Genomic DNA, 13,268 nt, shown 5'->3' with positions numbered 1-13,268 from the left:
CCACCACATAGCGACTTGACGTTGCGACCTACACAGACAGGTGGAAGCAAAGGGTTGCTTGTTTCCGTCCAACAAGTTGAAGTTGTGCGCAAACGATGGCCTCAATAGACTGAGCTAATGCGGCAATCAGAACTGATTCAGGTGCTATCGGAGGCGGTGAACCAATTCTCCTGGTTCTTAGGGGCTGGCACGTCCCAAAGTGCCGGTCTGCCGACCGCATGGGATGTGATGTGGGATCTGAAGCGTCGGCACTACTGCAAGGAAGAGAACCAGGAGATCGCCGCGAACGACGTCGAGAACGCCGCCGTTCGCGAGAAGATCACGGCATATATGGACGCGCACAACTTCCCACCTCCCGGCGATCCGGGCGAGTATTCCGCGTGCTTCAAGCTGATCTTCCGAGACGACTACGAGCGCCAGCGCGCCTATCTGGCGGCCAGCCTTGATGAGAAGCGCATCTCGCTCACGCAAGGCCACCGCATCTTGGCCGCGCTCATTTCGCTCGACGCGGCTCGGACCGTCTTCACGACGAACTTCGACAGTGTCATCGAGAAGGCTTATGCGGCCGTCGCCGGCAAGGACATTGCGGCCTTTCATCTAGAGGGCAGCTATGCGGCGCTCACTGCTCTGAATCGAGAAGCCTTCCCGATCTACACGAAGCTGCACGGCGACTTCCGCTATCGGAGCATCAAGAACCTCGAAGACGATCTGAAGTCCCAAAACGAGGAGCTCGGACGGGCCGCGGTCACAGCGTGGAACCGCTTTGGCCTGGTCGTCGCCGGCTATAGCGGACGCGACGAGAGCGTGATGGCCCTCATGCGCTCCGCGCTCGAGGGCACCAATCCATTTCCGCACGGGCTGTATTGGACCACGCTGAAGGGCCGGCCGCCGATGCAGGCGGTGACGGACTTAATCGCAGCGGCCAAGTCGAAGGGCGTGAAGGCCGAGATTGTGGAGATCGAGACCTTCGACAGCTTCATGTCGAGGCTCTGGCGACAACTACCCAACCGGCCAGACGAGCTCGTGAAGGCAGTCGGACGTGTCGCCGATCGGACCGTCAATATCGATCTGCCGGGAGCGGGAACACGCGCGCCGATCATCAGAGTGAATGCGCTGCCGATCGCGCAACTGCCGTCACAGTGCTTCAAGCTGACGTTTAAAGATGCCCCTGATTGGGAAGCGCTTCGGAAAGCTGAGCGTGCGGCAGAGGGAGCAATCCTCCTGACAAAGGAGGCCGACGTCTATGCTTGGGGACTTGAGAGCGAAGTTCGAAAAGCCTTCGGCGCAAACGCACCGGAGATTGCCGCGCTCGATATCGGCGACCGCGTCGCCGAGCTCGATAAGAACCTCTACCTCAAAGGGTTTGTGGAGGGCGGTTTGGCGCTCGCGCTCAAACGCGGGAAGCCGTTGGTGCATCGGGCTTCTCGCTACGGCTCTACGCTGATCGTCGAAAGGCAGTCGGCACGGTCTCCTCTCTTGAAGGGGCTATCCGAGGCTGTCGAATCTGGAGGTCACGTCTACGGGCAGGTTTCCGGCCTAATGACTAAGCCCACCGAAGAACATCCGGAGTCGATTTCCATCTGGTGGGCTGAAGCTGTGGAGATCGACCTTCAACAGATCGGCGGACGGACGTGGGTGCTGCTGAAACCCGACGTCTACATCTGGCCGCGGTGGGCGAGAAGAGAAGCGTCCACGTTTTTGGATCGAAGAATGCGCGGTCGCTACAACGGTCCTGCCAATGCGCTGATGAGCGCGTGGATTGAGCTGCTTCTTCCCGGAACTCCGCGACACACAGACCGAACGCTGACGTCGTTCGATCATGTTGCAGGGCCGGGCAATCCGACCTTCGTCGTCAATGACCGAACGGGCTTTTCGAAAGGGGGCGCACGATGAGTCTGCGTCCCTACGAGCTCAACGGCTACCTGACGGTTCCCGAGCCGCAGTTGATCTTTGCCAACCGCAACGTCGGACTTCATCCGCTTAAGGGACTGATCGATCACGGCCCCTACAGTATGGCCCTCGGTGTTCCTGCACGTGTCCGACTTGCGTTCCTGGCGCCTAAGGCCGGCATGTCGAAACTCGACAGACTGGTCATTGAGCTCAACCGCAATTTCACACCGCGCGAGGCGACCAACTACTATCCGGAGTATCCTGGCTTTGAGCGTCTCTTCCGGATACCTCTGAATGGTCCGAACGCGGGTGCGCGTTCCGAGCTCGGGCAAGATCTCGACGAGAGCGCGCGGCAGGGCGACAAGCGAGAACTCGCGCGCCTCTTGTTCGATGCGATCGGAAAGATGGCGTCGCAGCGATCCAACTTCGACGTCCTTCTCCTCTATCTGCCGCAGAGTTGGGCCGCCTGCTTTGAAGAGCCCGGCTTCGACCTGCACGACTTTCTGAAGGCGTACTGCGCACCGTCCAACATTCCGCTCCAAATCGTGCTGGACAGCAGTTTAGCGCGGCCAGACCGCGCGAACGTGATGTGGGGATTGAGCCTGGCTCTCTACGCCAAATCCAACGGCATCCCTTGGAAGTTGGCTGGCCTGGATCGGAACAACGCATTCATCGGCATCAGCTACGCGATGAAGAAGACGGCTGACGGCACAGAGTACCAGACCTGTTGCAGCCAGGTCTTCGACCCCGACGGCACCGGCTTTCAGTTCGTCGCCTACGACACGCGCGACTTCACGCAGGACCGTCGTCACAACCCCTATCTCTCCTACAACGAGATGCTGAGCGTCATGTCGCGCAGCCTCGAAATCTATCAGCGCGGTCACTCTGGCCGCGCACCGAAGAAGGTGACGATCCACAAGAACACGGCCTTCCGCGAGGAAGAGGCGCTGGGCGCGATCGAGGCCTTCAACGATCAGACCGAAGTTGAGTTGGTGCAGGTTGTTCGCGACACGAACTGGTCGGCGACGCGGTACAACACGTCCACCCCGCCACGTCCTGATGGCTACCCCGTGAAGCGGGGCACGCTGATCCCTATGTCGGAAAGCGAAGCGCTCTTTTGGACACAAGGAAGCGTCCGCGGTGTTCACACGTCGCAGCCCAACCGCGACGTCTACAAGGAAGGGCCACTCAAGCCGGTGCCTTCGCCGTTGATGCTACGCAGGTTCAGCGGCAGCGGCGGTTGGTTCGAGACGTGTTCAGGCATATTGGGCCTCACCAAGATGGATTGGAACAACAACACGCTCTACAAGAAGCTTCCCGTGACGCTTGAGTACTCGCAGCGCTTCGCTCAAATCATCAAACAAAACCCATCGCTAGTCGATGAAGAGTACGATTTTCGGAATTTCATGTGATGTCCTTGGTCTCGACATCAGTCCGAGAAATTTGCTACGCTGGCGGCAAGGCTTACAGGCAGACTTGTTGCGGCGTCATTGCCGCATATGAACCAATGTTGGGGGGAGACGCTCCTCAACGCTCCTCGGCGATGGGCTGTCGATCGACGGTCGTTTGCGTAAGAGTGCCTGTAAGCCGCCCCCTGTTCGACGGGGGTTGAGTGTCGAAACTTCTCGCACTGAAAGCCGCCACTAAGCTTGGCGATGTGGCCGATCTTCTCGGCTTCAAGCCGAGCTATCTGGCCTACGTCCTCTACAAGCTTCCCGACGCGGCGAAGTATGAGAAGTTCACGATCCCCAAAAAGGCCGGTGGTGAGCGGGAGATTTCCTCCCCTGTCGGGCCACTAAAGGACGCGCAACGAGCGCTGTCGGATCTCCTCAACGAATGCCGAGATGAGATCCTGGAGGCGACGCCGCGCAAGCCGCTCTCCCATGGCTTCCGAAAGAAGCTGTCTATCGTCAGCAACGCGCGCAATCACACGAACCGCCGCTACGTCTTGAACGTCGACTTCGCCGACTTCTTTCCGACGTTCAATTTCGGGCGCGTGCGCGGCTTCTTCCTGAAGGACAAGGACTTCGAGCTCGACGAGAAGATCGCGACCCTCCTCGCCAAGATCGCCTGTTTTGAAAATGCGCTACCGCAGGGAAGTCCCTGTTCGCCGGTGATCGCCGATATGATCGCGCACCTCCTCGACGTCCGCCTCGTTCAGCTCGCTAAGAAGCATCACGTGACATACTCGCGGTACGCTGTCGATCTGAGTTTTTCGACGAACCAGAAGGAATTCCCGGCCGAGCTCGCGCTGCCGGCGGAGGCGGCAGACGACTCGTGGATCGCGGGTGATGCCCTCGTCAAAGTTATCGAGAAATCTGGCTTCCTCCTCAATCCCACTAAGACCCGGATGCAGATCAAGGGGAGCCGCCAACTCGTCACCGGCTTGACCGTCAACGCGAAAGCCAACGTGACCCGCACTTATTGGCGATCGCTACGCTCAATGTGCCGGTCTATGTACGAGACAGGCAGCTATCACCTGCCGACACTGAAGGCCGGCGTGCCCGAAGGTGCTGCTCCTGAAAACATCACCAGCCTGGCGCCCCTAGCCGGCATGATGAGCCACGTTCGAAATGTGAAGCTCAAGAGCGAGCGCCTTCCAAACGATGCGAAGCCTGATGTCGTCTATGGTCACGCCGACCATGTCCGCTTCTGGTTCTACAAGACCTTCGTCGCGCTCGAACGGCCACTTATTGTCTGCGAAGGTCCGACCGACAGCATCTATCTGAGGAACGCGATCGCGCACCTGCCGGCGTTTCAACCAACCCTCGGCGAGAAGACGCCGGAGGGGTTCTCCTACGCGATGACCTTCTTCAACTACACGAATGAGGTCCATCGCATCTTGGGCCTAACGGGCGGTGCCAGCCTCTTGGTTTCGCTGATGCATAGCTACGCAAAGCGCATAAGGGCCTACAAACATAAGCCGTTGCTGTTCCCCGTGATCATTCTCCTGGACAACGACACGGTCCTCTCGCCGAAGGTCGCCAAACCCCTCAACAACCACTTCGGCACATCGATCAGCAACGCCTCGACCGATCCGTTCTTCCATCTCACGGAGAACCTCTATCTCGTAAAGACGCCTCACGTCGCAGGGGCTCCCATGTCCGAGATTGAGGATCTTTTCGACGCGGCGACGAAAACTATCCCTGTCGAAGGGAAGATCTTCCACCGGGAGGGCGAGGGCTTCGACAAGGCGATCCACATCAGCAAGGCGCCGTTCGCTCATCGGGTCGTCAGACCTCATGCGAACGCCATCAACTGGGACGGATTTACGCCGCTTCTTGAGCGCCTCGTTGCGGTGTTGGCCGACCATGCTGCGAAAGTTGGCGCGCCTTGAATTGAAGAGGTTCGCCAGCGGCGAGAAGGCCTGCACATCAGAGCGGAACTCAACATAGTTCGACGAGCCCTATCTCACCGCAAGGTTGGACGCCCGGCAAAGGATGCTGCGCTATTCGGACCAGACAACTCAGAACGTCCGATTTGTAGCCTGAAGCCAACGTCCGCTCCTGGCGCATATCCGCTTGCCGTCATGCCATAGTTTTCCGGTCGAGCTTGGACCAAGGTCGCGGCCTACAGGAAGCCAGGTCATTCCTCTGAATTCCCAAACGGGATCAGGACCTGAGGCGCTTCTGTCAACGCGACTAGCTTCACGCCGTTCAATGGGCGGACGGTCGCGCGATTGGCCGGATCGAATATCAACCGCACCTCGTCCTGATAGCCATCTTCGAGTCCGCTTACCAAAGCCAGAATGAAGTCATTGCCACGTTCCTTGGCGCGCTCGTACTCGGCGTTGGACATCTCGATCGAACTCTGCGGCGCGCGGCCGGTCGCCTTCATTTCGACGAAGGTCTTCCAGTCGATCGCGCCGTCGGCACCAACTTCATGCCGATTCCGAAAATCAACCAGCAGTTCTTCCGCTGAGGTTTCCAACGCCTGCGTCAGCAACTCCCAGCCGCGTTGTTCCAGATCGCGATCGGTGTAGGCCGTCGGTGCCGTGCGCGATCCGGGATTGGGCGGCTTTGGCGGAGGCGGCGTGTCGTGCAGCTTCGGTTTTGTCGGCGGTGGTGCCGGCTTCGGATCGCAACCCGGCACCACCGTGGCGCCTAGAATGGGACCAACGCTATTCTTAAGGGTTCGGGGCTTCACGGCGGGGCCTTTCCCACCGGGTGTGCTCACCGAGATTTTCTTTTTCGGGGCAGCGTTGATTTTTGCGGCGCGGTCTTCCATTGCCTCCGCGTGTTCCTCGTCCGATGCGAGGCGAATGGCTTCGGCCGCGGTCTCGCGCGCTTCTTGCCAGGCCACCACCCATTCGGCCTCGACGCCGCGGCGCGAGGCATGCGGGAACAACGACGCGACCGCGTGGCCACCGTATTCGCGCTTGGGCAGTGCCTCGTCCCAGACATGTAATTCGAGCGGATCGCGCACAATCAATGCCTGAAGCTGGATCGGAATTTTCACCGCTGACAGTTCCTCGCCCATTGCCCGAACCGCAATCGGACCGGAGTATACGAACAACGGAATCTCCCGCAGCGCATCCCAACTGATCGCCATGCGCTTGCGCACCTCTGGGTCGTTGCGCGCTAGTTCATCGGAGAGGTGATCGACCGCCTGCCGGAAGTGCGCTCGCATGCCATCACCACGATCAAGGGCCGTCTCGCGATCGTCCGCAACGACCAAGGTCGGCTCGCTGCGCGTCACCCCTGTGAAAACCACCAACGACGCCAACTCGCGAAGGTCGCAAGGCGGCGTCCAGAATTTTTTGGCGGGCAAAGCCTTCGCCAATTGCGATCTAAGTTCGGATTCTTCGACCAGGAAAATGGGCCGCTCGGACTCCCAACGGTCGCCGCAATACAGCGGCAGGGCTTTCGTGCGCTCGCGGTGCCGCCGCTCCGCATTGGCCAGCAGGGGCTCCATATAGCGATATACGTCAATCAGGCATGACGTGACCCCCACGTCATGCGCTTGCCCCGCCAGCGACTTCAGAAACTTAAGGCAGTCATCGAGCGTAGGCTCACGTACATCCAAGGCCGACCAGAGGCTAGCCAAGGCCGGCCCACCCGGCACAAAGCGCGCGCGGTCACGAAAGATATCCTTTCCGCGCATCAACTCGGTTGGCCCGCGCCAAACATTGCCGCCGACGTGGATAAGCCCCTGGTTCTCGGTGAAAGCCTTGCGCAAATCCTGGGCGGTCATGTCGCCGATACGGGTGTTCCATGCGACCGTGCGGGGCAGGTATTTCGCGATGTTGCGATAGATCGCCATGACCTGCGCGTCATCTATGGCCTCGACCCCATCGCGCGTCTCGCGCAGCAGCTTGACGAGATCGCTGACACGCACCGAGGTTACCAACCCAAGCGTCGCCGCGAAGTCCGCGCTAAAATCCCCCAAATCGACGCCGACCGCGAAGGCGGTGCTAGCGTAAAGCGTTTGCGTCTCTTGCGTCTTCACCACGGCTTCGTTCGGCGTAGCCAACTCGCCCTTGCCGACCGCCACCCACTGCGTCTCACGGAGTTGGATCAGCCATTGCGCGGTGACAGGTGCCCTCGGATAAACGTAGACACGCGCCTCGTGCTGCGAGGCGACCATCTTGCGATTGGCGTAAGACCGCTCCCAGGCGCGCGCCATGGCCTTGAACAAGGCAGGGCTTCTCTCGCGTAGGTCCTTCTTGGAGAGCTTGGGGAATGCGGCTAGAACGCGTTCGAGATCGGGGCTGATCCAATCGGTCGGCACTTGCTCGGCCTGGGCCGCACGGAGTTCCCGGGTCCGCGTCGCGCCGCCCCAACGGACCAACCCGGTTTGCTTCAGTCGCGGCGCGGTCTCCACGCCGAGCAGAGCAAAGAACTTCCGCGGGCCTCGCGAGATGGTTCCATCAGCGCGCTTACGCTGCGCGCGAGTGGCGCCAGTCTTCAGTTTCTCATCGTACTTGGCGGAGATCCACTGAATGCCCGGCACGTTCCCAGCCGCTGTGGGCCAATTGGGGAAATCGCTGTCCAACGTCTTGCACAGATAAGCTTCCGTCGGACGCACCTTCTGCCGGTGCATCTTGCCACTCTTGTAAACGAAGCCATCCACCATCAGCGCTGCGCCCACAGCATGACCGATCTCATCCGCGCGGCGATCGCTCAGTTGATCGAAACGATCGCGAAGCTCGCGCAACTCCTCGTCCTCGATCTCTAGCGGCGTCGCCGCGAACCGCTCCGCGAAGGCTGCGAGTTCGGTGGACGCATCGACACTTGTTCGGAACGCCGCGTGTTTATCCAGCCACTTCACCGCGACATCGCCATCCTTATCGATGCCATATTCGGCATGCAGGCAATCCAGCAGGCTCCACCGCAAGGAAAACAGTGAAAACTCTCCGCCTAAAACGAGCGGCTTGGCCGTAGCGCCTTTGGGCTTGCAGACCACTGCGCGCCCTTCATCAGTCAGCCAGAACGGCACATCGAATAGTTCCTCATCGGCGTGGGTCTCTACCAACACGCGCGCGGCTTTCACCCACCAACTTGGTTCCTTCGGTTGAAACAGCGATTGCTTGAAGCCCTCAAGCAACTCCGTGGTGCCAACAGTGGCGCAGACTCCAATTTCATCGAGCACTGTGCGCCACCTACCGCTCGCATCGCGAACATCGCGTGGCAGCGCTCGTGATCCTTCGGCCAGTGCCTCGATGTCGACGTCGGTCAGAAGATCGCTTAGATCGGCATGTTCATAGGCGATATCCGACAAGGCGGCGGACGCGCCGTGGATGAGGATTGCCGCATGCTCGCCAAGCCAACTTCGCGCGGTTTCGAATGATTTCGCGAAGCCACTACGCAGCCAACGGTCCCCTTCGTTGCCGATGTACTCGGCAGCGACCGGCACATAGCGCCAAGCTTCCTTGGGCGCCGCCAGCATCCGGCCATGCGCGATCTCGCCAAGCACATCGCCGCATCGCTCGATCAGCCAGTTATTCCACGTGCTTTCGATCAAGGCCTCGCGCGTGGTGCTGGGGTCGAATTGCGCGTCGAGCGAAAATGACAGGTCCACCGAGACGCGCGTCTTGGAGCCGATATAAAGACTTCCCGCGCCCGCCGCGCTCGGCACGGCGATGGAAATTTGCGTCACCTCTGCGCGAGCCTTGTGAGCTGGATGCATATGGCCCGGCACCGGCAAGGTCGCGCGCCACACGGTCCACGAGGCCCCCGTGCTCTGCACTTCGCGTCTCGACAGCGCGGTAATGGAGGCGCGACCGCCAACTAGAGTGATGTTCTCCCACGCGCCGAAGCTCAGGGTGCGGCCTTCGAGGGTTGCGCCGGTGAGATCACACCAGCGGAAACTCGAGACCCAGGTCAGGAAGATTAGGCCGTCGTCATCCCATTCCGCGAACCAAGCTTTCAGTCCCTCCACGCTGAAATCCGGTTTCAGGCGCAGGACGATCATAGTGTCGGCCGCGGGATCGTAGAAGCCGGGCAGCGGTCCTTCCGCTGGCACGACTTGGACCGAAAGCTGATTCCCGGAAAAATGATACGGGGCCGAATGGACCGCGAGATCATCCGCGATGCGCTTGAGCGTCTTCAGGCCAATGCCAAACCGCCCACGCTGATCGGTTCTGTTAGTCTTGGTCGTCACGAATGGCAGCGCCATGCCCAGCACGTGCTGGCAGGCAACCGGCTGACCATTATGCACGATTAATAGCTCGCGGCTGGCATCCGTGTCGCGGAAGGCGAAGCGCACTTCCGAGGCGTGTAGATCATCCGCGTTTTGGATCACTTCCGTCAGCCCCTGAAACGGCTCGACGTTCAAATCCTCGGCAGCGGCGGCCGCGCCGCGCATCATCTTTTTCAAGGCACCAGGCGAGGATGCCAAAGCATTCGCCAATCCCGTGACCACGGCATCGGCAAATTCGGGCGTGCGCGCATCTTTCAGATCATCGACAGCCGCCTGATCGTCCCAGATCATCCGCGCGGCGCGAGCTCCCAGGTCGGCGTCACTCTCGGCCGCAGTCGGTGACGGAAGAACCGCTAATTCGTCCATATATTGAAGCACCCCCGAAAACATAGACGTTCAAAGATTAGAACAAATAGAGCAAAAGTCTAACTGCTTGGGGGGGGGGGCAGGTTCAAGCCCGATAGCGATGTCGACCGGGGGGCGCGAACGTGCGGCATCGCCCAGTCGCTGGGGAAGTCCGCCTCTGGGATGCGCCTATCGCCAGCTTAGCTACGGACATGGGGCGCATAACTGTCACTTGAAAGCCTCTACGCGACGTCCGGGTCGGGCCAGAAATCGACCATAAGCGATTCGAACTTTTTCACCGCCAAACGCCGCCGCTTCTACGCTTTTTTTTCACACAGACTATTTCCCGCTCTTTGCACGGCGTAGTCTCGGTGGCTACGGCGTACTGTAGAGGGGAATCGGCGGTATCTGGCGCGCAGTGCAGATGATAACTACGTCTACGCCATAGCCCTCTAACTTTAGCACAAGCGAATGGCTCCTATTGGGTGGGAAGCGGACTGTCCGGTCTAGGCGTGATACGGAGAATAGCTGCCAATGGCGCGCCTATGTCCGCTGGGCAACAACGCCCCCCCCATTTCGGCCGTTCAAGCAGAAGTCACTTTACCCGTTAGGCGGACGTTCGGATAAGTTTCGAAGAGCTCTGGCACTTTGCTGTTTTTTCAGTTGGCCACTTTATGTTGACCGTCGCTCCTGGCCCGGGTCTTATCGGCCTTGGGAGGAACGACATCACAATGGGCAATCCACGCAACTACAGCCTCGAGCTACCTGACCGATGCCTTGAACTACTCGATGGACTCTGGGATACGGTCGCCCGTGACAAAAAGCTTGGCGCGCGTCATGGCGGGCCACTGTCGACGACCTTTTTGCTTTCCCTTGCAACGCCGATCGTGGTCTTACCGACTGAGCGCATTCTGAAGCAGCATCCGATTGTGGAAGGCAGTGCCGATGACTGGCACCTTGACCAGCAATTGGCTGATCGCCTGAGGTTGAGCTTCACCTCGGCGGACCCATTTCGATCCTGCCCGTTTTTCTCCGACAGTGACGGGTGGTCCTACGCCCGTCACGACGGACATCACAATTTTGCTCGTGGTATTCCTAATGAGGTTGCTGCTGAACTAGCCAAACCCGAGGCCAAAGACGCCGCAACCAAACTCTCGGCAGTGACGGCCATACAGGGGCTACGAAATGCGCTGGCTCATGGCTCTATCGCCTATCTGAATAAGGACGGCTCCGGACTCCATGGAAGTCGGGCGGAGATGATCGCCTTCATAAGTGAGCGCCGGGATAAAGGTGGTGAGGTTGTCGGCTATCACGTCCTTCGTATTTCCGAAGATGGCTTTCGTTCCTTCTTGCGTCGCTGGGTGGACTGGCTAAACGACACCGGCCTGTCGCAAGCGCTGGCAGCCTGAGCTGATGACGAGGACTACGGACCACTACAAGCAGACGATCCGCAGTCCTGCATTCGAGCCGAAATCCTGGCGCCGTTGGAATGGCCGGTTTGGGGCAGTGGTCTGAGCGGCCCGCACGGCAGACACGGGATCGGTTTCTGCCGGAAGAAGGTCACTGGCCATGTTCTGGCAGTTTCGGGGCGGGGAGCGGTCAGACGGCTTCTCGACGGCGGAGTTGGGAAAACGGCCATGAGCTTTCCCTCAGCCGTTCGCTACTCACCAGCGACCAAGTGCTCCACGTCAAAACCTAACAAGCGGATGCCTCGAATGGAGCGATTATTGAACGGAGGTCGTTTGGTGTCTCCCCACCCTAGCAACTCCATTACACAGGCTTCACCAAAGCCGGTGAGCTTATAGCTACCGTATATGCAGTCATAGGCACGCTCAATCGCATCGCCGGAGCCCGCCAGAAGATAGCGAACCGTTCGCAAAACGGCCGTGAACGTATTTTTCTTCTGGAAATCGATGCGCAGCCGTTCAAGGCCGGACAAGTTCTCTCCGATATCCTTGGAAACAAAGCGCAAGCGTTCGAGAAACGCGTGGCATCCGGTAAGGTATCGGAACAGCTCATCAAAACTTAGCCGTTCCAACTCGTCCGGATCACGGAGGTACTTCCGAATGTTCGCGATGTTCTCGATTTCCGCCGAAGCGTGATACATATCGCCTTTTACAGTATCGTTTGTGGACTGCCAGACCTGCACATATTGGGCAATCCGCGCGGCCCGATCCTGCGAGTCGCTAAGCACCGATGTCTCACGCCAACCATCGCCGCTGCCTTGTGTCAGACGCAGCCATCCGAGAAACCTTCCCATCTCGATCTGGGGATCCTGACCGGCGTATTCTGGCCGCCCAAAGCCGTGCTGTTGAGCTACTTCGAGGATTTCACGGTGCGCAGGCACCAGAATTTCATCATATTTTCTGCGAAACACTTGGATGAAGGTCCGCTCTTTCGTTTTCTTTTCGCTGCCAACGGCAATGCTCTTGGGGGGGGGCAGGCTTTACGAATTTGTGGATGAACCTCTCGAAGGCGTCTTCATCCTGCGGCTTCTCGTTGGATTTGTACGCTTTTTCATATTCGCGGAGCACATCTTCGTTCAAAACGTCTGCGTCGTTCCACAATTCGTCAAATAAGCCGGGTAGCGCGTTGAAGGTCTCATCGCGATCCTGCCTCAATAGAATAGAAAGCTCCCGATTTGCTTTCAGGCCGCTATCGGTGAGGTTGGCCGAGCCGATGAGCGCGACATTGTCGATGATATAAAGCTTCGTATGAAACTTGGCGTCGGTGAAATATCGGGTTTTGACCCGGGGATTCTCAAGGGCATGCCGTAACGCTTCCGGCGTTGTGATCGGCGAAAACCGAACAATCAACCGCACATCACAACCTTTGTCAGTCAGAGCCTTGATAGGGTCATTTGTCGTGAAGAACGGCGCGGCTAATAGCGCGAACTTGGGGTCAAGTCCTACCCTCATAAAGAAATTGATGGTGAAATCTGTTGCGCGCGTGTTTGCGTATAATTCCGAAAGCGCCATTGCAGAAGCAATTTCCGTAAATGCGAAGTGTCGACACCAAGATACTTAATGACCTTATGTGGTGAAACGACTTTACATATAGTTGCACAAAATTGCTCGCCGTCGACCGACTGGCGATCATGGATGTCTCCGGCTTGAGCCACAAACAGAGGACAGACCGGCAATGGACTGCCACTCGCCATTGGCAATGCGACGCAAAATGCCAACTGACGTCCACTTCAGTAGCGCAACATCTCCAAAACCGCTAATCGGTCTCTGGCTCCCAAAAACGCCAACCGTTGGAAGCACCAGATACGACAGCTTTCGTGACGCTCTCAGTGGTCTAAGAACGTCCGCTTTGCGTCGAGAGTTGCCGTTTGTCGGCCTGCAAGTTTCATCGGGCTGTAGCGTGGAATCGGCGGTTTTGCATGCCGG

At 58.8% G+C, this 13,268-nt stretch carries 7 protein-coding genes; 4 read left to right on the top strand and 3 right to left on the bottom strand.

The window, feature by feature from the left end; translation table 11 throughout:
* The first annotated feature begins 117 nt into the window (after positions 1-117).
* The 3 genes from OSH07_RS03230 to OSH07_RS03220 all read left to right on the top strand — a co-directional run bounded on the left by OSH07_RS03230 (position 118) and on the right by OSH07_RS03220 (position 5,227).
* Positions 118-1,893 (top strand): SIR2 family protein, encoded by a 1,776-nt coding sequence (locus OSH07_RS03230; protein WP_266337151.1) that lies wholly within the window; start codon positions 118-120, stop codon positions 1,891-1,893.
* A complete protein-coding gene (locus tag OSH07_RS03225; RefSeq protein ID WP_266337150.1) occupies positions 1,890-3,302 on the top strand; it encodes an argonaute/piwi family protein in 1,413 nt (470 codons plus the stop codon). The genes OSH07_RS03230 and OSH07_RS03225 overlap by 4 nt, the downstream gene beginning before the upstream one ends.
* Positions 3,303-3,502: 200 nt before the next feature.
* The gene (locus OSH07_RS03220; RefSeq protein ID WP_266337149.1) at positions 3,503-5,227 is read left to right on the top strand and encodes a retron Ec67 family RNA-directed DNA polymerase/endonuclease; all 1,725 of its coding nucleotides are present in this window, start codon (positions 3,503-3,505) and stop codon (positions 5,225-5,227) included.
* 248 nt (positions 5,228-5,475) lie between these two features.
* Here the strand turns inward: OSH07_RS03220 and OSH07_RS03215 are convergent, their stop codons facing one another.
* Positions 5,476-9,822: a sacsin N-terminal ATP-binding-like domain-containing protein gene (locus OSH07_RS03215; RefSeq protein ID WP_266337148.1), complete on the bottom strand. Its 4,347-nt coding sequence runs from the start codon at positions 9,820-9,822 to the stop codon at positions 5,476-5,478.
* A 785-nt stretch (positions 9,823-10,607) separates the two neighbouring features.
* Between OSH07_RS03215 and OSH07_RS03210 the strand changes: the two genes are divergently transcribed.
* Positions 10,608-11,285, top strand: a complete 678-nt coding sequence (locus OSH07_RS03210) for a hypothetical protein (RefSeq protein WP_266337147.1) — start codon at positions 10,608-10,610, stop codon at positions 11,283-11,285.
* 251 nt (positions 11,286-11,536) lie between these two features.
* On the opposite strand, the gene OSH07_RS03205 is transcribed toward OSH07_RS03210, so the two are convergent.
* Positions 11,537-12,253: a hypothetical protein gene (locus tag OSH07_RS03205; RefSeq protein WP_266337146.1), complete on the bottom strand. Its 717-nt coding sequence runs from the start codon at positions 12,251-12,253 to the stop codon at positions 11,537-11,539.
* The gene (locus tag OSH07_RS03200; protein WP_266337145.1) at positions 12,234-12,854 is read right to left on the bottom strand and encodes a phospholipase D-like domain-containing protein; all 621 of its coding nucleotides are present in this window, start codon (positions 12,852-12,854) and stop codon (positions 12,234-12,236) included. The genes OSH07_RS03205 and OSH07_RS03200 overlap by 20 nt, the downstream gene beginning before the upstream one ends.
* Between the last annotated feature and the right edge of the window lie 414 nt (positions 12,855-13,268).

Source organism: Kaistia nematophila (genome assembly GCF_026343855.1).
In the GTDB taxonomy this organism is placed as follows: domain Bacteria; phylum Pseudomonadota; class Alphaproteobacteria; order Rhizobiales; family Kaistiaceae; genus Kaistia; species Kaistia nematophila.
Note: the sequence above shows the minus strand (reverse complement) of the source record. Positions and strands in the feature narration are given on the sequence as shown.